We start from the raw sequence: 23,894 nt of genomic DNA, 5'->3' as shown, positions 1-23,894 counted from the left end.
CTCAACCCTGCACCGCCTGCCAAACCGCCTCAGCCCTGCAGAACACCCCACCCCGCTGCCGCATCCCACTCGCCAGCCACACCCCCGACACCTGGTCCAGCGGCAGGTCCAACACCCGCCACTGGATGCTCAATGATCCCGGCGCCACCGAAGCCAACCGATCCGGTTCCGACAACAACGCCGACAACGACTGCCGCTCGCGCACCGGCGAATCCGCCAGCGCGTGCAACGCAGTCCCAAGCAGACCGAGTTCCTCCAGCGCCTCCCCGCCCAGCCCGCTGACCAGGTAATCCAGCTGCAGCCCGATCTCCGGCCGCATCCGCCGCCCATCCGCACCCAGCACCGGCACCGCCCGCACCAGCGGCAACACCCCGACCCGGTACAGATGCACCGACAAGCCCGAGACCTCTTCGGCCTCCGGCGAAGGCGGCCCCACCAGCACCGCACTGCCCGCGGGCAGCACCGCCTGGATCAAGCCACGCAAGGCATCCGTGGCGACTGCAATCAACTGGTCCGACGACATGGCGACCCCCCCCCTCGCTGCGTTCAGTGGCTTGAAGATACGCCAGGAACGCAGGCTGGGTCAGCTTCACCAACCCAGCGCCCTTGTCCCCGCCTCCCGCTTGCCGGGTTGATGGAGAGCCGTAGGCTGGGTTGGCTTCATCAACCCAGCGCTTTGGTTCCAGCCTCCCGCTTGCTGGGTTGATAGAGCCAACCCAGCCTACATTTTCACTTGCCCAGTTCGTACAGATACTCGACGAACGACATCACCGCACCGTCGTAGCCCTGCACCGCCGGGTTGCTGGATTCGATCAGGTAGTACTCGTCCGGCGCATGCGCGCCGCTGCCATTGCCCAGGCCGAAGTGCCCGGAGGCCAGGCTCAAGGGCGCATCGGTGAAGACGAAGCCCGGATACGAGCCCGCGTTGCGCGGCCAGAACAGCGGCTTGATCCCGCGGCGTTCCAGCACCGCGCGCTGCGCCTGGATCAGCGGCGCATCGGCGGACGACTGGGTGCCGTCATAACCGCCACTGACGTTGACCTCGATGTCCCCGTAGCCGCGCTTGGCCAGGTGCGCCTTCAGCGCGGCGACCGCGTCGTCCTTCTTCATGCCCGGCACCAGGCGAAAATCCATCTTGGCCACCGCGCGGCTCGGCAGCACGGTCTTGCCGCCCGGGCCGGTGTAGCCGGCGACCAGGCCCTCGATGTTGACCGTGGGCTGCGAAACCAGGCGCTCGTTGGCCTGCTGCCAGGGCAGATCGTCGATCCAGTGGTCCACGCCCAGCAGCTTTTTGCTCTTGGCTTCGCTGCGCACCTTTGTGGCGGCGGCGATCATCGCCTTGTGTTCGGCGCTGATCGGCGGCGCCACGGGATAGCCGTCGATGGCGATGGTGTTGCCGTCGTCGGAAACCAGCGTGTCCAGCGCCTTCACCAACCGCCAGGCCGGACTGTCGACCATGGCCTTGAGCGAGGAATGCACGTCCTTCTTCGGACCCCTGCCCCACTTCTCGCCGCTGGCGACCAGCTCCAGCTCGATCACGCCCTTGGCGCCGAGGCTGATGGTCACGTTGCCTTCGGCGTCCTGCGAGGCCGAAGGCATGAACACGCCGACGGTATCGCGCAAGGCGGCTTCCACTTCCGGGCGATGCACCAGCTGGCCGATATGCGGCGAGCCGATCTCCTCTTCGCCTTCGGCCACCAGCACCAGGTTCACCGGCATCTTCTGGTTGGCGGCCTTGATGGCGTGCAGCGCGGCGAGCAAGGCCGACTGCGGGCCCTTCTGGTTGACCGCGCCGCGTCCGACCAGGACCTTGCCCAGGCCGGGCTTGTCGACGAGCTTCGATTCAAGCGGTGGCGAGGACCATTCGGCAGGATCGAACTGCTTCACGTCGTACATGAAGTAGAGGCCCACGGTTTTCTGCGCACCGGCATCGAGCGTGGCGAACACGCCCGGCTTGCCGTCGGTGTCGAGGATCGAGACCTTTTGGAAGCCAGCCTCGCGGGCGAGCGTCGCCATGTACTCGGCGCCTTCGCGCGAGTTGAGGTCTTCGGCGGCGATCGACGGCAGCGCGATCCAGTCCTGCAGCCGCTTGAGCGAGGCGTCGTGCTGCGCGGCGACGGTGCGCTGGAGGGCGGCCATGTCGGCCTCGACAGCGGAGGCCATCACCGGTGCGCCGAGCAGGACGACCAGCATGGCTACGGAAAGAGCAGGAGGACGGCTACGGTAGGACGGGGGCATGCGGCGCTCCAGGTCGGGTGTTGCGCGATGCTACGCCGGTTGCACGATAGCCGCGAACGACCCCGTAGGAGCGGGCCTTGCCCGCGATGCTTTTCATGCGGGACCACGCGAAGGGCATCGCGGGCAAGGCCCGCTCCTACGTCGCGCCGGGGTTACCAGATCAGGTCGTCCGGCACCTTGAACTGGCTGTAGTGGTCGTCGTCGTCAGGCGCAGCCGATGCATTGCGCCCATGGTCGAGCGCGATCATGGCCGGGTCGCGCGCCTCGATCTTCTCCGCGACGGCGCGCGGCACGATCGCATAGCCGCTGTCGTGGCAGGCGACGACCAGGCTGCCGTTGGCCAGTTGCCGGCGCAGCGCATCGGTGACCAGCAGGCTGCGGATCGCGCCGTTGTGAGTGAAGCGGTAGTCGATCCCGCCCTCGGGCTTGAGCCGGTTCTGCTCCACGATCTGCCGCACCTGCGCACGCAGTTCCTGCGCCTTCGCCTGCGCGTTGCGCTCGGCCGACAGCGCGCGGTCGCGCTCGACCTTCTCCAGGCGAATGCGTTCGGCCTCGGCCTGTTCGACGTTGACTGCAGGCGCCGATTTCGCATGCCGCTGCTTCGCCTGCTCGCGCGCCACCTGGTCCAGCTTGGACTTCTTCGCCAGGCCGGCCTTGAGCAGTTGTTCCTGCAGGGGATTACGCATGGAGAGGGAACCTGTCGCGGATGCCGGAGTACATGCCGGCCATGATAACCGCCGACACACGGAACCATCGCCGCCGGCCCGCGGCCATCACCGCATCACGAATCCGTCCTGCATGCCCACCTGCAGCACGTATTCGAAATTCTGCACCATGTGGTGGTAGCCGCCTCCGGGCGCGCCGTAGTTGGCGCCGACGGTGATCGTGTGCCGGCCGATCGGCAGGGGTTCGATCATCAGCCAGTAGCCATCGCTGGCCGCGACCGGGGTGATGTAGCGATCGTCTTCCGGCAGCTTCGGGTACATCGGGAAACAGCCCTCGCTGCGCACCCGGTAGGACACCACGTTCTTGACCAGCGCCCCATCGATCAACACCACCGCGCTGACCAGGTGATCGTTGTTGACCGCGGCCGACGCCTGCAGCTCCTTGCACGACGCCACCTTGCCTTCCTTCTTCACCCCCAACGGGGTCTGGTGGATCATGTTGATGATCGGCAGGAACAGGTATTTCCCGAGCGGTATGCGGCATTCGCGTTGCGCATCGAAGCTGCCGTCCGTCCCGGCCAGGAACCAGACCGGTCCTTCCTGGCCCAGGTCGCAAAAGCGGCCGTCCGGATCCACATAGGGTTCCACCGGCATCGACATCGCCCACTGCCACCAGGCCGCCGACCATTGCGCGTAACCCTTGCCCTCCACCTGCGCGGTCAGTGGCAGCACCGGCGAAACCGTCGGGCGCTCGACTGGAGGCGCCGCAACCGCAACCGCGACCGCACTCGCCGTCGCCGTCGCCAAGAACAGCGCCATCGGCACCACGCGCATGTTCCTTTTCATGGATTCCCCCGTTTGCCACTGCCGGATTTCGCCGGCTGCACACCGCTGGCCAGCAAGTCCTTCTTCAACGCTTGTTGTCGTGGATCCCTGGGATTGGCGTACAGCAGGAACTGCCCCGCCGCCTCCACCCATCGCTCATCGCGCGATGCCGACAACGTGGTGTAGCGCCAGCCCCAGTACTCGCCATGGGTGGGTACCTGGCTGACCAGCGCGGCGGTGCAATCGCGCGCCTGTTTCGTCTTCAAGCCTTCCCAGTAGTTGATCCAGGTGAAGCAATAGCGCTCCAGCGCGGCCAGCTGGCGGCCCGGCTGCTTCTGCGCACGCAACAGGTACGGCCGCGACTCCTCGAAACGCCGAAGCTCCAGCAACGTCGAGCCGGTGGCGTACTGCAACTCCAGGTCGCTGCCGTCCGCGGCGGCGGCCGGCAGCAGGTCCTTCACCGCCCATGCGTAGTCGCGGACATGGTGCAAGGCCCTGCCCCGCATGCCACGCACCTCCATGTCGTCCGGCCAGAAGCGCATCGCCTGCGACCAGTACACCAGCGCCATCCACGGGTCGTCCTTCGCCCAGTAGGCATAGCCCGCCTTGCTCATCATGTAGGCGCCCGGCCCGGCACGCGAGGCGGCGACGAAACCTTCCTGGCCGTCGGCGTACTTGTCCATCAGCGAGGCCTCGTAGCCGGGCGGCTGCGACAGCAACGAATACAGTGTGGGATTTTCCGGTCCACGCTGGCGGATGTACGCCGCGACCATGTCCATCGCCTCCATCGAGCCGCCCCACTTGGGCGTGGCGCTGTTCATCCATTCCCACACGACGTAATAGGAAAGCGGATCGGCCTGCAGGCATTGTTCCAGTGCCGACCGCTGCAGGGTATCGGACGATTGCCGCCCGATTTCGGCCAGGGCCACGCAAGCCGGCGTCAGCCGCGGTTCGCGCTCCAGCGCATCGGACAACAGCGGCGCAGCCCCGGCGAACAGCTGGCGCATGCGCTGCAACTGCGCGTCGGAGGTCTTGTAGACGTATTGGGTGCCGCGCGAGGCCCAGCCCTGCGCGGCGCGGTGCTTGCCCATGGCGGTGAGCGCGAACGGGCTTTGCGGCATCTGCCGCAACCAGAGGGTAGCGACGCTGCCGGCGCGCTCGCTGGCATCGAACAGGTTGAGCACGGCGAAGATCCGGTCGCGTTCGCGCGGTTCATCGTTCGCGTCGAGCATTTCGTCGAGGCGCTGTTCCAGCCAGGCACCGCCATCGGCCGTGGCCAGCCGGGATTCGATCTCCGCCAGCGGCAGCACCGGCGCGCGCACGGTCAGGCAGCGCGACTGGGCGGCGCCAGCGGGCCAGGCGTTGTCGGGCAGATCCGGATACGCCAGGCACCGCTGTTCCGGATCCTGGATGACCTCGGCCTGCCGCACCTGTGCGAAATAGGCGATCAGCGCTTCGGGCGGAGCCGGTGGCGTCCGCGGCTGGGCCTGGGCCTGGGCCTGGGCCAATCCTGGCAAGGCCAGCAATCCAAGCAGCATCCTTGCGCAAGCGCCCCGCATGCGAATTCCCATTCCCTTCCCCGTTTGCCGTATTCCCCACCCGCAAGCTAACCGGCAGGAAGACCGGAGTAAACCTCCGCCTGCAACAGCAGCGCAGCCAGGCCGCAAAGCGCCTGGAACAGACCGGGGGAGCGGCCGCGGAGCTTTCCTGTCCGCCGGTTCGATCCCCACCGGTCGGGTGGCGCCATGACCTCCGAACCGGTAATCAGGACCGTGCGGGGCACGGCGTCACATGTTCCGGCGGTATTCCCCACCCACGTCGTACAGCGCGTGGCTGATCTGGCCCAGGCTGTGGGTCTTCACCGCCTCGACCAGGGCTTCGAACACGTTGCGGCGTTCGCGCGCGGCGTTCTGCAGGTAGGCCAGGCCGTGGCCGTCATGGGCCTCCTGGTCTTCCGACTCCACCACATGCCCGTGCGAAGTCTCGCCCGCAGGCGCGAAGGCATTGCGCGAGCGCTGCCAGCCGAGCACGTTGGCGATCTGCTGGCCCTTCTCTTCTTCGGTCGATCGGATCAGCTCGATCTCGGTGACGATATCGCCGCCGTGCTCGCGCGGCAGGTAGGTGTTGACGCCCACCAGCGGCAGGCTGCCGTCGTGCTTCTTGTGTTCGTAGTACAGCGACTCTTCCTGGATCTTGCCGCGCTGGTACATGGTGTCCATCGCGCCGAGCACGCCGCCGCGCTCGCTGATCGCCTCGAATTCCTTGTACACCGCCTCTTCCACCAGGTCGGTCAGGTACTCGACGGCGAAGCTGCCCTGCCACGGGTTCTCGATGAAGTTGAGGCCAAGTTCCTTGTTGATGATCATCTGGATGGCGACCGCGCGGCGCACCGATTCCTCGGTCGGCGTGGTGATGGCTTCGTCGTAGGCGTTGGTGTGCAGCGAGTTGCAGTTGTCGAACAGCGCGTACAAGGCCTGCAGCGTGGTGCGGATGTCGTTGAACTGGATTTCCTGCGCGTGCAGCGAGCGGCCCGAGGTCTGGATGTGGTACTTCATCATCTGGCTGCGTTCGTTGGCGCCGTAGCGCTCGCGCATGGCGCGGGCCCAGATGCGGCGGGCGACGCGGCCTATCACGGTATACTCCGGATCCATGCCGTTGCTGAAGAAGAACGACAGGTTGGCGGCGAAATCGTCCACCTTCATCCCGCGGGCCAGGTAGTACTCGACGATGGTGAAGCCGTTGCTCAGGGTGAAGGCGAGCTGGCTGATCGGGTTCGCCCCGGCTTCGGCGATGTGATAACCGGAAATGGACACCGAGTAGAAATTGCGCACGCCGTTGTCGACGAAGTACTGCTGGATGTCGCCCATCATGCGCAAGGCGAACTCGGTGCTGAAGATGCAGGTGTTCTGCGCCTGGTCCTCTTTCAGGATGTCGGCCTGCACGGTGCCGCGCACGGTCTTCAGGGTCTGCGCCTTGATCCGCGCATAGGTATCGGCATCGACGACCTGCTCGCCGGTGACGCCGAGCAGGCCGAGGCCGAGGCCATTGTTGGTCGGCGGCAGCTCGCCGTGGTACTGCGGACGCTGGCGGCCTTCGAAAATCCCGTCGATCTTCTTCTGCGCATCCTTCCAGCGCTGCTCATCCTGCTTCAGGTACAGCTCCACCTGCTGGTCGATGGCGGTGTTCATGAACATCGCCAGGATCATCGGCGCCGGGCCGTTGATGGTCATCGACACCGAGGTCGTCGGCGAGCACAGGTCGAAGCCGGAATACAGCTTCTTCATGTCATCGAGTGTCGGGATGTTGACGCCCGAGTTGCCGATCTTGCCGTAGATGTCCGGACGCGGCGCCGGGTCTTCGCCATACAAGGTCACGCTGTCGAAGGCGGTGGACAGGCGCGCGGCCGGCTGGCCGACCGACAGGTAATGGAAGCGGCGGTTGGTGCGCTCCGGCGTGCCTTCGCCGGCGAACATGCGGATCGGGTCCTCGCCGCTGCGGCGGTATGGATACACGCCGCCGGTGTAGGGATAGCTGCCCGGCAGGTTTTCCTTGCCGAGGAAGGTCAGCAACTCGCCCCACGACTTGTAGGTGGGCGCGGCGATCTTGGGAATGGGCTGGTGGCTGAGCGACTGCCGGTAGTTCTCGCCGGTGACCGCCTTGCCGCGCACTTCGTAGGTGAAGTGTTCGTCGGTGATCGACTTCAGTCGCTGCGGCCAGTCGCGCAGCAGCTTGAGGTTTTCGTTGGTCAGCGACTGCACCGCGTCCTGGTAACGCTGGCGCAGGGTGAGGAGCGAGCGATCCACATGCTTCCCTTCTCCCTCCGGGAGAAGGTGGCGCGAAGCGCCGGATGAGGGAGGGGGAGTGACTTGCTCAGGAACGTTACCTAGAGACTGATGGCTCATTCCCTCATCCGCCCTTCGGGCACCTTCTCCCGAGGGGAGAAGGGAATCAAAGGCAAACAACTCCAGCGCCTTCGGCAACTTTCCATCCCCGATCTCGCGCAACGATTCCCACAAATGCTGCGCGCGGCTGGCGATCTCGGATTGCTGCTCGACCGCCTTGTTGATGCCGCGGCCCTGCTCGGCGATCTCGGCCAGGTAGCGCACGCGTGCGCCGGGGATCAGCACGGTGGCGCGCGGTTCCTTCAGCGAAGTGTCGAGCTGAGGCGTCCATTTGTTCGCCGGCAGCGCGAGCTTCTCGCGCAGCAGCCGGCACAGGTTGACGAACATCCAGCTGATGCCGGGGTCGTTGAACTGGCTGGCGATGGTCGGATACGCGGGCACGTCCTCGTCGGCGGTCTGGAAGGCGACGCGGTTGCGCTTCCACTGCTTGCGCACGTCGCGCAACGCGTCCTCGGCACCGCGCTTGTCGTACTTGTTGAGCACGATGAGCTCGGCGAAGTCGAGCATGTCGATCTTCTCCAGCTGGCTGGCCGCGCCGTATTCGCTGGTCATCACGTACATGGGGAAATCGACCAGGTCGACGATCTCCGAATCGCTCTGGCCGATGCCGGCGGTCTCGACGATGACCAGGTCGTAGCCCAGTCCCTTAAGGAAGCCGATGCAGTCCTTCAGCACCCTGTTGGTGGCCGCGTGCTGGCGGCGCGTGGCCATCGAGCGCATGTACACGCGATGGCTGCGCAGCGAGTTCATGCGGATGCGGTCGCCGAGCAGCGCGCCGCCGGTGCGGCGGCGGGTGGGATCGACCGAGATCACCGCCATGCGCATCTGCGGGAAGCTGGCGAGGAACCGGTTCAACAGTTCGTCAGTGACCGACGACTTGCCGGCGCCGCCGGTGCCGGTGATGCCGACCACCGGGGTCTTACTGCCGGCCAGTTGCCATTGCTTGCGCAGGCGGACGAGTTCGGATTCGTCGAGCGCGCCTTCTTCGATCGCGCTGAGCATGCGGCCGATGGAGATCTCGTCGTCGATGGCGATATGGGCGGGTTTGTCGGTGGGCAGGCGGTGCTCGCTGGCGCGTTCCACCACATCCTCGATCATCTGCACCAGGCCCATGTGCATGCCGTCGTTGGGGTGGTAGATGCGCTCCACGCCGTAGGCCTGCAGCTCGCGGATCTCCTCCGGGGTGATGGTGCCGCCACCGCCGCCGAACACGCGGATGTGCGGCGCGCCGCGCTCCTTCAGCATGTCGACCATGTACTTGAAGTATTCGACGTGGCCGCCCTGGTAGGACGACAGCGCGATCGCGTCGGCGTCTTCCTGCAACGCGGCGCGGACCACGTCCTCGACGCTGCGGTTGTGGCCCAGGTGGACCACTTCGGCGCCCTGCCCCTGGATCAGCCGGCGCATGATGTTGATCGCCGCGTCGTGCCCGTCGAACAGGCTGGCGGCGGTGACGAAACGCAACGGCGAGTGGTCGTGTTGCGTGGCGGGAAGATTGGAAGCCGGCGTGCTCATGCGCGCTCTCATGCGGGACAGGCCCCGATTGTAACGGCCGGCGCGTTATCTCCCTATGCGGCCAAAATTGGGCGGGCTTCCATTCCCACCCGTACGTCGCCTGCTAGGAGGTTCAGGCGACGCCAAACGGCAGATTGGGCGAGGACACCACGCGCTCGCCGACGGTTTCCCCAGCGAGGAAGCGCAGCGCATCGGCGATCACTTCCGGCTGCGCGGCGATGCGGTGGTGGCCCAGGCCGGTGGTGCTGAGCAGGCGCGCCTGCGGCCAGTAGCGCGCATAGCGTTCGCCTTCGGCCCACGGCACTTCGCGGTCCTCCAGGTCGTGCACGACCAGCGCCGGGCGGGCGATGAAGGGGGCGTTGACGTGTACCTGCATGCTGGCGACCGGGAGTTGGAAGCGCTTTTCCCACTCGTCGAAGAGATGGTCGCGCAGCGATTGCGCCAGCCCCACCGCGCGCCCGAAACGATCGCCGGCGGCCATGGGGTCGGCGGCCGGCGCGATCAGCACGGAGCGCTCTGCCTGCATGCCCCTGGACAAGGCGAGCATGGTCGCGGCGCCGCCCAGCGAATGTCCGACCACCGCAGCGAGCGGGCCATAGTGCCTGGCGACCTGGAACAGGGTTTCGGCGAAAGACGGCAAGGTCGCGCGCTTGCCGCTGCTGCGGCCATGCGCCAGTTGGTCGAAGGTGATCACCGCGTACCCGGCCTGGCGCAGCGCGCGTATCCAGGGTGCGAACCGCAGACCGTAGCTCGACCAGCCATGCGCCAGCAGCACCAGCGGCTGCGCGGCCGGATCGCCCCACGTGTAGGTGGCGACGCGGTAGCCATCGTGTTCGAGCATTTCGATGCGTGCGCCCAGGGTGTCGGCAGCCAGCGCTTTTTCGCGCGCGCCCGGCATCGGCGTGCCGAACAGGCGGAACGCGCGATGCAGCGTCGCCCGCGGCATCAGCCAACTGCCGACGGCGAAGCCGGTGCGCATGGCAATGGAACGAAGCGAATTCCTCAATGATTTTAGTACGATCGTGCTATTCGCAGGCGTAGTCACGGCAGCCATGGCGGTTTCCTCGATGGACATCAGGGGGAGTACGAGCGGATCAGTCGTTCGAACGAGCGACGCGCCATTTCTTCGGCGCGGGTCGGGTCGATCAGGCGCGTGTTGTGCAGGCCATCGGCAAGCGCCGCCAGCTCGAAGGCCATCAGTTCGGGATCGGTGTCGGCGGCCAGTTCGCCGGACTCGATGCAATGGCTCACCGCCTTGACCAGCTGGACGTTCCACTGGCCCAGCCAGCCGACGATGCGATCGCGCATCAGGCCCGGGCGGCCGTCGTACTCGCCGGCAGCGGCCAGGATCACGCAGCCTTCCTCGTGCATCAGCACCCAGTCGAACCAGCCCGAAACGATGGCGCGCAGGCGTCGCAGACCACGTGGCTGGGCCAGTGCCGGGCGCACCACGATCTCGGTGAAACGCCCCGCGGTCCACTCCAGCACGCTCAGTTGCAGGTCCTCGCGGGAGCCGAAATGGGCGAACACCCCACTCTTGGACATGCCGACCGCATTGGCCAGTTCGCCGATGGACAGGCCTTCCAGGCCATTGCGGCGGGCGATGGCGAAGGCACGCTCGACGATCAGTTCGCGCGTGGCGGCACCTTTGGAGGTGGCGATGGGAAGGCTCACGACGGAATTAATAGCACGACCGTTCGTTTTATTCAAACCCGTTCGTCGGTTCTTTCAGGATCCGGCGTCCCGCCCCAGGCCGCCCGCCTCCAGGGTCTGCCGCAGGGGCTGCAACCAGTCCTCGTAACGGCGCCATTGGCCGATGAAACGCTGGTGGATGGGCTCGCGCATCTGCACGCTGCTGGCGGTGGCCACCGCACCGGTACGGGCCTCGATGGCGACCACCGACGGATCCCAGGCCAGGCCGCAGAAATCCAGCACTTCGCGCGCCACCCGCTCCGGCTCGGCGACCAGCGCGTCGTAACGCACGTCCAGGATCCTGCCCGGATATTGCCGGTGCCAATGCGCCATCAGCTGCCGGTAGCGCAGGAAATGGCCGGCCATCTCGGCCTGGTCGTAACTGTGCGGATAGGCGTTGGCGAACAGTTCCTTGAGGTTGGAGAAGCAGGTGTCCATGGGCTCGCGGACCATGTGCAGGATCCGCGCCTGCGGCAGGGCGCGGACGATGTAGCCGGCATGGACGAAGTTGGCCGGCAGCTTGTCGGTGTAGAACGGCTTGCCACGGGCATGCCAACGGGTATGCGACAGATAGCGGCGGCCGAGTTCGGCCATGTCGATGGCCTCGGCGCGTTGCGCCAGATCCAGGTCGAGTTGCGGACCGCCGGCGCGATCGCACATCCAGCGCAGTTGCATGGTGAAGTCGCGCAACTCGCCGGCGTCGGCGACCTGCGGGTGCGCGCCGAGGATGCGTTCCAGCAGGGTCGTGCCGGAACGCGGCATGCCGACGATGAAGATCGGCGACGGGCCTGCGTCATCCGCACCGAGAGTGCGCGTGATCCCGGCAGCGCCGCTTCGCTGCAACTGATCGAACAGGCGCGCCTCGGCGTCGGCATCGAAATCCACCTGCCGCCGGCGCAGGCGCATGCCGGTTTCCAGCGCCTGCCAGGCCTCATCCCTGCGGTCCAGATCGTCCAGTTCCTTGAACAGGGCGTAATACAGCGGCGGCGCATCGGCGGCATCGCCGGGCATGCGCGCGATCGCCGCGGCCAGGGCGTCGACATGGTTGTCGGCGACGGTCTGCCTACGCAGTCTGGCGCGCATCCGGTGCGCGGGAGCGAAGTCGGGATCGGCCTGCAGGCAATGATCGAATTCGTTACCCGCGCTGCCCAGGTCGCCGGCGTACATTTCCGCCAGGCCGATCAGGTAATGCAATGAAGGCGCGTCCATTCCCAAGCGATTCGCCCGTCGCAGCAACGGCAGAGCGAGATCGGGGAAGGACTGCTCGCTCATCAGTTTGCCGACGCCCGCCAGCACCTCCGGGTCGTGCGCCTGCGACACCACCGGGGATTGCGCGCAATCGACTGCGGCTTCAAGTTCGCCCACCGCGATCAGTTGCCGGCACAGGGCCTCCAGCAGCACCGGGTCCGGTTCCCGCACCGCATACGCCGCCAGCGCGTGGGCCACGGCATCGCGCAGGCGCCCGTCCTGGAGGGCGATCGCGGACAGGCGCAGGTTCGCCGGCAGCGTCCAGTCCGGATCGCCGGCAATGGACTCGTATCCGGCGCGGGCCGCGGCGTGCTGCCGGGCCTGCAACAGGCGTTCGGCGTCGTGCCAGGTCTGCTGGGCGGATAAGGTCATGCGTTTGCTTCGGGTTGCCGGAGACTGGCGATTGTAGCGGGCGCCCTCGTCGCCCCTGGCCTGCAGGACGTATCGCGAAGACGGACAGAGCCGATTCGGAACCCGGGCGGAACCCGTCGCAACCTCACTGCCCAAGGAGTCTCTGACTAATTCCCTCTTTCGCGCTCATTGCGCAAAGCAGGAAAGGCAGAAGCCTTTAGACACGGATCAGAGCGGAAACCACGGATAAAGCAAACGCTGTATCTGTCTTTCGCTGTATCTGTCTTTTCCGCTCTGATCCGTGTCTAAGAGCTCTTATGTCTTGAGTTTCCCGTACGGTAGGTGCCGAGAGCCCGACGTGGCGCCCCGGACCCCGTATCGAGTACGGGGCAGGCTTGATCCGGGGCTCATCACGAACGGCATTTCAGCAGTCGCGCCTGCTTCCCGGAATTGTTCGGAACTTCCCTGCCGCAAGAGCCTGCCCGAATGGCAACGCCTGTCCGCACCGGGCGACATTGCAACGCGGCGCTGCGGGAAGCCGGCCCGCTGCACTGGCTGCGGGTTGCCGACCCGGCAACGACGATTGGATTAGACTGGCAGCCTGCGACGCCCTTGCCCGCTCCTGGCATCGTCGCTTTTTTGTTTCCGGTCAACCTCTTAGGCAAAGTTCCTGGCAACTTGCAGCAGCCAGATGGCAGCGCAATTCGGAGCCCTCCCCATGATTTTCGAAACCCTAGACACTTCCGGCCACGAACAGGTGGTGTTCTGCAACAACAAGGACGCGGGGCTGAAGGCGATCATCGCCATCCACAGCACCGTGATCGGTCCGGCCCTGGGCGGCGTGCGCATGCGCTCATACCCCGATACGGCCGATGCGGTGACCGATGCGCTGCGGCTCAGCCGCACCATGACCTACAAGAACGCGTTGGCCGGGCTCAACGTGGGCGGCGGCAAGGCGGTACTGATCGGCGACCCCACCAAGGACAAGACCGAAGCGATGTTCCGCGCCCTCGGCCGTTACGTCGATTCGCTGGGCGGCCGCTACATCACCGCCGAGGACATGGGCACCGACGTCAACGACATGGAGCATGTGTACCGCGAGACCGAGTACGTGGTCGGCGTGCACCAGGTCCACGGCGGTTCCGGCGATCCGGCGCCGTTCACCGCCTACGGCGCGTTGCAGGGCCTGATGGCCACCTTGAACAACAAGTTCGGCAACGAGGAGGTCGGCAAGTACAGTTTCGCCGTGCAGGGCCTGGGCCACATCGGCATGGAGTTCCTGAAGCTGCTCAAGGAACGCGGGGCCAAGCTGTTCGTCGCCGACCTGAATCCGGCGCTGGTCGAACGCGCTGTCGAGGAATACGGCGCCGAGGCGGTCAAGCCCGACGAGATCTACGACCTGCCGGTGGACGTGTTCTCGCCCTGCGCATTCGAATACGCGATCAACGCCGAGACCCTGCCGCGACTCAAGGCCAAGGTCATCTGCGGCACGGCCAACAACCAGATGTCGCACAAGACCGGCGACGAAGCGGCCAAACGCGGGATCCTCTACGCACCGGATTACGCGGTCAACGCCGGCGGGGTCATGAACGTGTCGCTGGAGATCGACGGCTACAACCGCGAACGCGCCATGCGCCTGATGCGCAACATCTACCACAACGTCGGCAAGATCTTCGAGTTGTCGGAGCGCGAGGGCATCGCCCCGCAATACGCCGCCGACCGCATCGCCGAGGCGCGCATCGCCTCCATCGGCAAGCTCAAGCTGCCGCTGGGACGCACCGCGCCGCGTTTCATGGGACACCTGCGCGGAGAACACTAGGTTCATCGTGCAATCCAAGGCCGCGACAAGGGGAGGACCGAATGCGACCCGCTTCAACAGGTGCTGCTTCACTAGGTGGATTTCCGTTAGGGGAAGAGATAGACGCCTTGCGCGAGACCGTACGCCGCTTCGCCGACAGCGAGATCGCGCCGCGCGCCGAAGCGATCGACCGCGATAACGCATTCCCGCAGGATCTGTGGCCGAAGCTGGGCGAACTGGGCCTGCTGGGGCTGACCGTGCCCGGCGAATACGGCGGCAGCGACATGGGCTACCTGGCCCACCTGGTGGCGATGGAGGAGATTTCGCGGGCCTCGGGCTCGGTCGGCCTGAGCTACGTCGCCCATTCCAACCTCTGCGTTTCCAACCTGTACGCCAACGGCACCGAAGCGCAGCGCCTGAAGTACCTGCCGAAGCTGTGCACCGGCGAGTGGAAGGGTGCGTTGGCGATGAGCGAGCCGGGCGCGGGTTCGGACGTGGTCGGCTCGATGAGTTGCCGGGCCGAGCTTCGCGGCGATACGTGGGTGGCCAACGGCAGCAAGATGTGGATCACCAACGGCCCCGAGGCCGACGTGCTGGTGGTGTACATGCGCACCGCGGGCAAGGAATGCGGATCCAAGTGCATCACCGCCTTCATCGTGGAAAAAACCATGAAGGGATTCCGCACCGCGCAGAAGCTGGACAAGCTGGGCATGCGCGGCAGCAATACCTGCGAGCTGGTGTTCGAGGACTGCGAGATCCCGGCGGCAAACGTGCTGGGCGATGTCAACAACGGGGTCAAGGTATTGATGGCCGGCCTCAACACCGAGCGCCTGGTGATCAGCGGCGGCCCGCTGGGGCTGATGCAGGCCGCGCTGGACGCCGCCCTGCCCTATGTGCGCGAGCGCAAGCAGTTCGACGCGGCCATCGGCACCTTCGGCCTGATGCAGGGCAAGATCGCCGACATGTACACCGCGTTGCAGTCCAGCCGCGCCTACGCCTACCAGGTGGGACGCGACTACGATGCCGGCCACCGGTCGCGCGCCGCCGCCGCCGGCTGCCTGCTGCACGCCTCCGAGGCCTGCGTGCAGGTCGCGCTGGAAGCCATCCAGGCGCTGGGCGGCAACGGCTATATCAACGAATACCCGACCGGACGCCTGTTGCGCGACGCCAAGCTGTACGCGATCGGCGCGGGCACCAACGAGATCCGGCGCATGCTGATAGGCCGCGAACTGTTCGAGGGTCGGGGCTGATCATCCTGCGCATGCGCGGAATCGAACTGTGGGAGGGGTTTCAGCTCCGACGCTTTCGGTGAGAAATTGTCGGGGCTGAAGCCCCTCCTACATGCCCCCAGCTCAGCCCCTTACCACCGTCCATCCCGGATAGCCGATAATCCGAAGCTCATCTAGAAGTTCATTTACTGGAGTTCCCCCATGTCCGACATCGTCATCGCCGCGGCCAAGCGCACCGCGATCGGTTCCTTCCTCGGCCAGTTCACCGGCGTTCCCACCCCGACCCTCGGCGCCGCCGCGATCCAGGCCGCGCTGGAGCAATCCGGCATCCCGGCTGCCGACGTCTCCGAAGTGATCATGGGTTGCGTGCTGCCGGCCAACCTCGGCCAGGCACCCGCCCGCCAGGCGTCGCTGGCCGCGGGCCTGCCGGTTTCCACCGGTTGCACCACCATCAACAAGGTCTGCGGTTCGGGCATGAAGGCGATCATGCTGGGCCACGACCTGATCAAGGCCGGCTCTGCCACGGTCGTGGTCGCTGGCGGCATGGAGTCGATGACCAATGCTCCGCACATGATCCCCAACTCGCGCACCGGCAACCGTTTCGGCAATTTCCAGGCGGTCGACCACATGTCCTGGGACGGACTGGTCAATCCCTATGACGGCCAGGCCATGGGCGTGTTCGCCGAAGCCACGGCGGAGAAGTACGGCTTCACCCGCGAAGCCCAGGACGCGTATTCCATCGAATCGGTCACCCGCGCGCAGGCCGCGCAGCAGTCGGGCGCATTCGCCGACGAGATCGTCCCGGTCAAGGTGACCACGCGCAAGGGCGAGGTCGAGTTCGCCACCGATGAGCAGCCGGGCAAGTCCGACATCGCCAAGATCCCGGGCCTGAAGCCCGCCTTCAAGAAGGACGGCACGGTCACCGCCGCCAGTTCCTCCAGCATTTCCGACGGCGCCGCGGCCACGATCCTGCTCAGCGCCGACGAGGCGGCCAGGCGCGGAATCACCCCGCTGGCCCGTATCGTCGGCCACAGCACCTGGTCGCAGGAACCGCAATGGTTCACCACCGCACCGGTCGGCGCGATCGAAAAACTGCTGAAGCAGGTGGGCTGGACAGTGGCGGACGTGGACCTGTTCGAGATCAACGAGGCCTTCGCGGTCGTGGCCATGACTCCGATCCAGGAACTGGGCATCCCCCACGCCAAGGTCAACGTCAACGGCGGCGCCACCGCCCTCGGACACCCCATCGGCGCCTCCGGTGCCCGCCTGGTGGTGACCCTGGTCCATGCCTTGCGCAAGCGCGGCGGCAAGCGTGGAATCGCTTCCCTGTGCATCGGCGGCGGCGAGGCGACCGCTATCGCCATCGAGCTGACGTGATGCCTTCCGGAGCACGTTTAACAACAAGTTGACAAAAATAACTGCGCAACCGCTTGACAGCCGAATCCGGATTGTCATCATGTCACCGGCGCGCAATAGCGCGTTGCCATCTAAACGACGAGGAAATGCAAAATGACCATCAACAAGACGCTGATCGCGCTGGCTCTGGGCCTGGCCCTGGCTGCTTGCTCGAACAAAGAGCAGGCTGCTGACGCCGCGACCGACGCTGCCGCCACGGCTACCGAAGCCCAGGCTGCTGCCGACGCCGCCGCCGCTACCGGCGCTGCCACGGCCGATGCCGCCCAGACTTCCGCCGACGCCGCCGCCCAGGCTGCCGACGCTGCTGCCACGGCCGCTACCGACGCTGCCGCTGCTCCGACCGCTGCCGCCGCCGACGCTGCTGCCGACACGGCCGCTGCTGCTGCCGACACGGCCGACCAGGCCAAGGACGCTGCAGAAGAAGCCAAGAAGTAATACCGCAAGGTATCGCTTCAAGCTAGCGTAAAATGGAAAAGGTCGCCGGTGCATGCCGGCGGCCTTTTTCAGTATCAGGCCGAGGGGGTGGCATTCCAGACTCCGCCTGTATTGCCGATCTGTTCCATACAACCCACCGGAGAAAAACCATGAAGACCAAGTTCTATGTCCTGCTCGCTGCTTCCGTGCTGGCCCTGAGCGCCTGCAACAAGGCCCAGACCGACCAGGCCGCCAACGACGCCGCCGCCGCCGCCGACCAGGCCGCCACCGCTGCCGACACCGCCGCCAACGCCGCTGGCGATGCCGCGACCGCTGCCGCCGATTCGGCTTCCGCTGCCGCTGATTCCGCCGCCGCCTCGGTGACCGACGCCGCGAACGCGACCGCCGCCGCCGCCGGCGACGCCGCTGCCGCGACCACCGATGCCGCCAAGGACGCTACTGCCGCCTCCACCGACGCCGTCGCCGATGCCGCTGCGGCAACCGCCGACAAGGCTTCCGACCTGGCCGACAAAGCCAAGGAAGTCGCGGACAAGGCCGAAGAAGCCGCCAAGAAGTAAGCACCGACTGCAGCCATCCGCTGCGAGTCCGACAAAGCCCGCCTACGCGGGCTTTGTCGTTTCTAGGGCGTAGAACGGGTCGGGTTGTATCCTTGTCGTCTCCTTCCGCAGGCGTCGATGGCATGTCGGTACTGGCTTCGCAACTCGATCCACGCTCCACCGAATTCATCGATACCGCCGCTTACCACCGCGCATTGGTGGAAGAACTGGACCAGCGCCTCGCGCGCGTGGCCGGTGGCGGCGGCCAGAAGGCCCGCGACAAACACACCGAACGCGGCAAGCTGCTGGCGCGCGAACGCATCACCGCCCTGCTCGACCCGGGCTCGCCGTTCCTGGAAATCGCCGCGCTGGCCGCCGAAGGCATGTACGACGACGCGGCCCCGGGGGCCGGCATGGTCGCCGGCATCGGCCGGGTCCAGGGACTGGAAGTGGTGATCGTGGCCAACGACGCCACGGTCAAGGGCGGCACCTATTTCCCGATGACGATAAAGAAACACCTGCGCGCGCAGGAGATCGCACGCGAGAACCGCCTGCCCTGCCTCTACCTGGTCGATTCCGGGGGCGCCTTCCTGCCGCTGCAGGACGAGGTCTTCCCCGACCGCGAACACTTCGGCCGCATCTTCTACAACCAGGCCCGGCTCAGCGCCGAGAACATCCCGCAGATCGCCGTGGTCATGGGCAGCTGCACCGCCGGCGGCGCCTACGTGCCGGCGATGTGCGACGAGAGCATCATCGTCAAGGAACAGGGCACGATCTTCCTCGGCGGCCCGCCGCTGGTGAAAGCGGCGACCGGCGAAGTGGTGGATGCCGAGGCGCTGGGCGGCGCCGATGTGCACACCCGCGTTTCCGGCGTGGCCGACCACTTCGCCGAGGACGACCGCGATGCGCTGCAGATCGCACGCAACCTGGTCGGCAACCTCAACCGTACCAAGACTACGACCCTGGCCCTGCGCGAACCGCGCGAACCGCTGTACGCCGCCGATGAGCTGTACGGCATCGTGCCGCAGGACACCCGGCGCCCGTTCGACATCCGCGAGGTCATCGCGAGGATCGTCGATGGCTCGCGGTTCGACGAGTTCAAGGCGCGCTACGGCAAGACCCTGGTCACCGGCTTCGCCCACCTGCACGGTTATCCGGTCGGGATCATCGCCAACAACGGCATCCTGTTCGCCGAAAGCGCGCTCAAGGGCGCGCACTTCATCGAACTGTGCAACCAGCGCGGCATCCCGCTGGTGTTCCTGCAGAACATCACCGGCTTCATGGTCGGGAAGAAATACGAGAACGCCGGCATCGCCAGGGACGGGGCCAAGATGGTCACCGCGGTGGCGTGTTCGTCGGTGCCCAAGTTCACCGTGGTCATCGGCGGCAGTTTCGGCGCCGGCAATTACGCCATGTGCGGCCGCGCCTACGGCGCGCGCTTCCTGTGGATGTGGCCGAACGCCCGCATCAGCGTGATGGGCGGGGAACAGGCCGCCAGCGTCCTGGCCACGGTCAAGCGCGACGGCATCGAAGCCGCCGGCAAGTCGTGGAGCGCGGACGAAGAGGAAGCGTTCAAGGCGCCGATCCGCGAACAGTACGAATCGCAGGGCAGTCCGTGGTACGCCACCGCGCGCCTGTGGGACGACGGCATCATCGATCCCGCGGATACGCGGCGCGTGCTGGGGCTGGCGATCTCGGCTTCGCTCAATGCACCGATCGAGCCGGCGAAATTCGGCGTGTTCCGGATGTAGGCGATGGACGGGATCCTGCTGGTCACCGGCGGCGGGCGCGGCATCGGCGCGGCCACGGCAATGTTGGCGGCACGGCGCGGTTATGCGGTCTGCGTGAATTACCTGCGCGACCAGGCAACGGCGATGCGGGTCGTGGAGGCGATCGACCGCGAAGGCGGCCGGGCCATCGCGGTCGCCGCGGACGTATCGGTCGAAGCCGAGGTGCTGCGCCTGTACGACTCCATCGACCGGCAACTGGGTCCGGTCACGGCTCTGGTCAACAACGCCGGCATCCTGGAGCGACAGACTCGCGTGCAATCGATCGACGCGGCCCGCCTGCAGCGCGTGTTCGCCACCAATGTGATCGGCAGCTTCCTGTGCGCACGCGAAGCCGTGCTGCGCATGTCCACCGCACAAGGCGGACGCGGCGGGGCCATCGTCAATGTCTCTTCCGTGGCCGCGCGCACCGGTTCCCCGAACGAGTACGTCGACTACGCGGCCAGCAAGGGCGCGATCGACAGCTTCACCCGCGGGCTGGCCGCTGAAGTCGCCGCCGAGGGCATCCGGGTCAATGCGGTGCGCCCCGGTTTCATCCATACCGGGATGCATGCCAGCGGCGGCGAGCCGGACCGGATCGAACGGGTCAAGGCATCGCGGTGCCGCTGGGCCGGGGCGGCCAGGCGGAGGAAGTCGCGCAGGCGATCCTGTGGCTGCTGTCCGCGGAAGCTTCGTATACGACCGGCGCATTCATCGACGTGGCGGGCGGGCGCTGACGTTCAGATATCAGGTGTTACCTGAAGTCCCGGCGCCAAACCTGTGCTCAGGCGAGCATTTTGGTGAGCGCGGTCACAGCAAAATCGTCACTGGACCGCGATAGTCTGCGATCCCCCGTACTTCGCTGGAGACCACGCCGATGTCTATCTGGAAGGATCAGAACCCCGCCCGCAAGGATTCGATCCCGCTGCCGCCGGAACCCGTGCGCGATGCGCCGGCCACCGCCGCCGACTTCTCGCCCACGACCACCGCGCCGCCGCGCGCCGTGCCCGCTGCCAGCAACGAGCGTGAACCCAAGGAATCGCTGATCGCCGCCGACCTGACCATCGAGGGCAAGATCGAAGGCACCGGCCATGTCCGCATCGCCGGCAAGTTCAAGGGCGACGTCAATGTGCAGGGCGACCTGACCATAGAGACCGGAGCCAAGTTGAACGGCGGCGTGCGTGCCAAGAAGGTCACCATCGCCGGCGAGCTCGAAGGCAATATCGAGGCGGCGTCGCGGGTCGAACTGCTCAGCTCGGGCGTGATCATCGGCGACCTCAAGGCGGGTTCGCTGACCGTCGCCGCCGGTTCGCGCATGCGCGGCCAGGCCGACTTCGGCTGGGACGACGGCAAGGCGGCCTCCACGTCGAAATCCGGCGGCAAGGAAACGGGTAACGACGCGGCTTCATGAGCACGCCGCGTCCGGGCACTGCGGGCGCGACGCGCAGCTGCCCGCATTGCAAGACCACCATCCTCGAAAGCGCGAGCGTCTGCCCGGCGTGCAAGCATCACCTGCGTTTCGATGAGGCCGCGGTCACCGCCAGGCGCGCGGCCGAAACCATCGTGCCCCTGCGCGTGCAGGGCACGGTGAAGCATCCGGCCGAAGGCGCCGCCTGGGAATATACGGTCGTGCTGACGATCAGGAACGGCCGCGGCGACGAGATCGCGCGCCACGTCGTCGGCGTGGGCGCGATGCAGGTCGACGAGGAGCGCACTTTCACCCTGGCGGTGGAAGCCGTGCCGCGCAGCGACCTGAAGGGTCCGCGCGGACGCAGGGATCACTGATCCCTACGCGACCGTAGGAGCGACGTGAGTCGCGACCGAAAACCCGTCGCCTGAGCGCATCGGGGGGGGCACGCAAAATGATTCGCGACTTACGTCGCTCCTACGCGCTTTCTGCTCAGCGCTCGGGCCCGCAGTTGTCGCAGCCGCCGCACGCGGAACCGCTGGTCCGGGTCGCCGGGGCGACCCGGCGCCCGATCGAACGCAACCACGCCGGCTTGCCTTCGCGCAGCAGCGGCAAGGCGATCGCCACGCGCAGCTTGCGCACGCCGCCGGGAAACTGCTTCTTCGCCACCCCCCACGCGCTCAGCAGCACCGCCAGCGCGATGATCGCGTACTGCAGCAGCAGCGACATGCTCATCCCGCCCCCAGCAGCACCGCGACCTGGTAGGTCAGGAGCGATGCGGCATAGGCCAGTGCGAACAGGTAGATCGTGGCGTAGGACATCTTCCTCCACGAATTGGTCTCGCGCTTGATCGTGGCCAGGGTCGAGATGCACATCGGCGCATAGATGAACCACACCAGCAGCGACAGCGCGGTGGCCAGCGACCAGCCGTCGGAAATCAACGGCGTAAGCGCCTGCGCGGCGGCATCGTCGTCCGCGGCCGACAGCGCATACACCGTGGCCAGCGACGATACCGCCACTTCGCGCGCGGCCATGCCCGGGATCAGGGCGATGCAGATCTGCCAGTTGAAACCGATCGGGGCGAAGATCGCGGTCATCGCGTGACCGATGCGGCCGGCGAAGCTGTAATCGATCGCCGGCATGGTCGCATCGACGGGGGCGCCGGGGAACGACAACAGGAACCAGAGCAGGATGGTCAGCGCGAGGATGATGCCGCCGACCCGGCGCAGGAAGATCCAGGCACGCTCCCACAAACCGATCAGCAGGTCGCGCGGATGCGGGATGCGGTACGAAGGCAGCTCCAGCAACAAGGGATGCTCGCTCTTGTCGCGACGCCATTTCTTCATCACCCAGGACACGATCAGCGCACTGACCACACCGGCGAAGTACAGGCCGAACAGCACCAGGCCCTGCTGGTTGAGCACGCCCCAGACCTGTTTCTGCGGAATGAACGCACCGATCAGCAGTGCATAGACCGGCAGGCGCGCCGAGCAGGTCATCAGTGGCGCCACCAGGATCGTAGCCAGGCGATCGCGCGGATCCTGGATGGAACGCGTGGCCATGATTCCGGGAATGGCGCAGGCGAAACTGGAAAGCAGCGGGATGAAGGAACGCCCCGACAATCCCGCCGAGGCCATCATCCGGTCGAGCAGGAACGCCGCGCGCGGCAGGTAGCCGGATTCCTCCAGCGCCAGGATGAAGGCGAACAGGATCAGGATCTGCGGCAGGAACACGATCACCCCGCCGAGGCCGGCGATGATGCCGTCCACCAGCAGGCTGTTGAGCGGACCTTCGGGCAATACGCTGCCGACGCTCGCGCCGAGCCAGCCGGTGGCGGCTTCGATCGCGTCCATCATCGGCGTGGCCCAGGCATAGACCGCCTGGAAGATCAGGAACATGACCACGGCCAGGGCCAGCAACCCGAACACCGGATGCAGCAGCCAGCGATCCAGCGCATCGTCGATCCTGGCCGTGCGGGTGGGCATGCCGACCGCGGCCGAAAGCAAGCGGATGGTTTCGTGATGCAGCGCCTGCGCCGACGCTGCTCCGGAAGCCGCGCCTTCGGCCAGGTGGACGCGCGGGACATGCGGCTCGGCGACCAGGCGGTCGATCCGCTCGACCAGCGCACGGGCGCCATTGCGCCTGACCGCGACGGTTTCGACCACCGGCACGCCCAGCTCGCGCTGCAGCACTTCCAGGTCGATGGTGATCCCGCGGCGCCGCGCGACGTCGGCCATGTTCACGGCCAGGATCATCGGCTTGCCCAGTTCCCGCACCTCCAGCGCGAAGCGCAGGTGCAGGCGCAGGTTGGTGGCGTCGACCACGCAGACCAATACGTCCGGCGCGGGTTCGCCAGGCAGGAAACCGCGGCACAGGTCGCGGGTGATGGCTTCATCCAGGCTGGCGGCGTTCAGGCTGTAGGCCCCTGGCAGGTCCAGCACCGCATAGCTGCGGCCGCTGGCGCTGTGCAGGCGCCCTTCCTTGCGCTCTACGGTGACGCCGGCGTAATTGGCGACCTTCTGGCGGCTGCCGGTCAGCTGGTTGAACAAGGCGGTCTTGCCGCAGTTCGGATTGCCGACCAGGGCCAGGCGCAGCGGAAAGGCGGCGGCGCTCACATCCCGTCTCCCGCCGGTCGCAAACGCACGCGGGCCGCTTCGCTGCGGCGCAGGGCGAAGCGGGTGAAACCGACCTGCACCAGCAGCGGCTCGGCCCCGAGCGGGCCCTGGGCCACGATCCGCACCTGTTCGCCATCGACGAAACCCAACTCGCGCAAACGGCGCGCGATATTGTCGTTTTCGCCCACTTCCTGCACGGAATCGACTATGGCCAGGGTTCGGTGCGGCAGGTCGGTCAACGTCACGTACAGGGCT

At 66.5% G+C, this 23,894-nt stretch carries 21 protein-coding genes; 9 read left to right on the top strand and 12 right to left on the bottom strand.

Annotation, left to right across the window (positions count from 1 at the left end; genetic code table 11):
* Position 1: 1 nt before the first annotated feature.
* From CSC74_RS01695 to CSC74_RS01655, 9 genes are all read right to left on the bottom strand, one after another.
* Entirely contained in the window at positions 2-523 is a 522-nt protein-coding gene (locus tag CSC74_RS01695; protein ID WP_162312689.1) for a Pvc16 family protein, read from the bottom strand.
* A 206-nt stretch (positions 524-729) separates the two neighbouring features.
* Complete coding sequence (locus tag CSC74_RS01690) at positions 730-2,238, bottom strand: M20/M25/M40 family metallo-hydrolase (RefSeq protein WP_162312688.1); 1,509 nt, start codon at positions 2,236-2,238, stop codon at positions 730-732.
* A 152-nt stretch (positions 2,239-2,390) separates the two neighbouring features.
* Entirely contained in the window at positions 2,391-2,924 is a 534-nt protein-coding gene (locus CSC74_RS01685; RefSeq protein WP_162312687.1) for a DUF2058 domain-containing protein, read from the bottom strand.
* An 87-nt stretch (positions 2,925-3,011) separates the two neighbouring features.
* A complete protein-coding gene (locus CSC74_RS01680) occupies positions 3,012-3,749 on the bottom strand; it encodes a hypothetical protein (RefSeq protein ID WP_246192905.1) in 738 nt (245 codons plus the stop codon).
* Positions 3,746-5,266, bottom strand: a complete 1,521-nt coding sequence (locus tag CSC74_RS01675) for a tetratricopeptide repeat protein (protein WP_162312686.1) — start codon at positions 5,264-5,266, stop codon at positions 3,746-3,748. The genes CSC74_RS01680 and CSC74_RS01675 overlap by 4 nt, the downstream gene beginning before the upstream one ends.
* A gap of 249 nt (positions 5,267-5,515) precedes the next feature.
* Positions 5,516-9,145, bottom strand: a complete 3,630-nt coding sequence (locus CSC74_RS01670; RefSeq protein ID WP_162312685.1) for a methylmalonyl-CoA mutase family protein — start codon at positions 9,143-9,145, stop codon at positions 5,516-5,518.
* 112 nt (positions 9,146-9,257) lie between these two features.
* The gene (locus tag CSC74_RS01665) at positions 9,258-10,124 is read right to left on the bottom strand and encodes an alpha/beta hydrolase (protein WP_246192903.1); all 867 of its coding nucleotides are present in this window, start codon (positions 10,122-10,124) and stop codon (positions 9,258-9,260) included.
* Positions 10,125-10,219: 95 nt separating this feature from the next.
* On the bottom strand, positions 10,220-10,819 hold the full coding sequence (locus tag CSC74_RS01660) for a TetR/AcrR family transcriptional regulator (RefSeq protein ID WP_162312683.1): 600 nt from the start codon (positions 10,817-10,819) through the stop codon (positions 10,220-10,222).
* A 54-nt stretch (positions 10,820-10,873) separates the two neighbouring features.
* On the bottom strand, positions 10,874-12,457 hold the full coding sequence (locus tag CSC74_RS01655) for a tetratricopeptide repeat-containing sulfotransferase family protein (protein ID WP_162312682.1): 1,584 nt from the start codon (positions 12,455-12,457) through the stop codon (positions 10,874-10,876).
* Positions 12,458-13,154: 697 nt separating this feature from the next.
* Between CSC74_RS01655 and CSC74_RS01650 the strand changes: the two genes are divergently transcribed.
* The 9 genes from CSC74_RS01650 to CSC74_RS01610 all read left to right on the top strand — a co-directional run bounded on the left by CSC74_RS01650 (position 13,155) and on the right by CSC74_RS01610 (position 21,401).
* Positions 13,155-14,255: a Glu/Leu/Phe/Val family dehydrogenase gene (locus CSC74_RS01650; RefSeq protein ID WP_162312681.1), complete on the top strand. Its 1,101-nt coding sequence runs from the start codon at positions 13,155-13,157 to the stop codon at positions 14,253-14,255.
* A 41-nt stretch (positions 14,256-14,296) separates the two neighbouring features.
* On the top strand, positions 14,297-15,484 hold the full coding sequence (locus CSC74_RS01645) for an acyl-CoA dehydrogenase family protein (protein WP_162312680.1): 1,188 nt from the start codon (positions 14,297-14,299) through the stop codon (positions 15,482-15,484).
* A 180-nt stretch (positions 15,485-15,664) separates the two neighbouring features.
* Positions 15,665-16,840: a thiolase family protein gene (locus CSC74_RS01640; protein ID WP_162312679.1), complete on the top strand. Its 1,176-nt coding sequence runs from the start codon at positions 15,665-15,667 to the stop codon at positions 16,838-16,840.
* A 132-nt stretch (positions 16,841-16,972) separates the two neighbouring features.
* Positions 16,973-17,314, top strand: a complete 342-nt coding sequence (locus CSC74_RS01635; protein WP_162312678.1) for a hypothetical protein — start codon at positions 16,973-16,975, stop codon at positions 17,312-17,314.
* Between the two features lie 149 nt (positions 17,315-17,463).
* Positions 17,464-17,871 carry a hypothetical protein gene (locus CSC74_RS01630; RefSeq protein WP_162312677.1) on the top strand — a complete coding sequence of 136 codons (408 nt, stop codon included), beginning with the start codon at positions 17,464-17,466 and terminating at the stop codon, positions 17,869-17,871.
* Between the two features lie 122 nt (positions 17,872-17,993).
* Positions 17,994-19,601 carry a carboxyl transferase domain-containing protein gene (locus tag CSC74_RS01625; RefSeq protein WP_162312676.1) on the top strand — a complete coding sequence of 536 codons (1,608 nt, stop codon included), beginning with the start codon at positions 17,994-17,996 and terminating at the stop codon, positions 19,599-19,601.
* Positions 19,602-19,604: 3 nt separating this feature from the next.
* Entirely contained in the window at positions 19,605-20,378 is a 774-nt protein-coding gene (locus CSC74_RS01620) for an SDR family NAD(P)-dependent oxidoreductase (RefSeq protein ID WP_281349702.1), read from the top strand.
* A 115-nt stretch (positions 20,379-20,493) separates the two neighbouring features.
* Entirely contained in the window at positions 20,494-21,027 is a 534-nt protein-coding gene (locus CSC74_RS01615) for a bactofilin family protein (protein WP_162312675.1), read from the top strand.
* Positions 21,024-21,401, top strand: a complete 378-nt coding sequence (locus tag CSC74_RS01610) for a hypothetical protein (RefSeq protein ID WP_162312674.1) — start codon at positions 21,024-21,026, stop codon at positions 21,399-21,401. Before CSC74_RS01615 ends, CSC74_RS01610 begins: the two co-directional genes overlap by 4 nt.
* A gap of 115 nt (positions 21,402-21,516) precedes the next feature.
* Here CSC74_RS01610 and CSC74_RS01605 read toward each other — a convergent pair whose 3' ends face one another.
* Genes CSC74_RS01605 through CSC74_RS01595 form a run of 3 tightly spaced genes read right to left on the bottom strand, consistent with a single transcriptional unit; the run spans position 21,517 to position 23,884 of the window.
* Positions 21,517-21,759, bottom strand: a complete 243-nt coding sequence (locus CSC74_RS01605) for a DUF6587 family protein (RefSeq protein WP_162312673.1) — start codon at positions 21,757-21,759, stop codon at positions 21,517-21,519.
* Positions 21,756-23,639 carry a ferrous iron transport protein B gene (feoB, locus tag CSC74_RS01600; RefSeq protein WP_162312672.1) on the bottom strand — a complete coding sequence of 628 codons (1,884 nt, stop codon included), beginning with the start codon at positions 23,637-23,639 and terminating at the stop codon, positions 21,756-21,758. The genes CSC74_RS01605 and feoB overlap by 4 nt, the downstream gene beginning before the upstream one ends.
* Entirely contained in the window at positions 23,636-23,884 is a 249-nt protein-coding gene (locus CSC74_RS01595; protein WP_162312671.1) for a FeoA family protein, read from the bottom strand. Before CSC74_RS01595 ends, feoB begins: the two co-directional genes overlap by 4 nt.
* Between the last annotated feature and the right edge of the window lie 10 nt (positions 23,885-23,894).

This window comes from Pseudoxanthomonas yeongjuensis, from assembly GCF_010093345.1.
GTDB lineage: Bacteria > Pseudomonadota > Gammaproteobacteria > Xanthomonadales > Xanthomonadaceae > Pseudoxanthomonas_A > Pseudoxanthomonas_A yeongjuensis.
The sequence above is the reverse complement of the archived record's forward strand: the minus strand, read 5'-3'. Positions and strand labels throughout refer to the sequence as shown.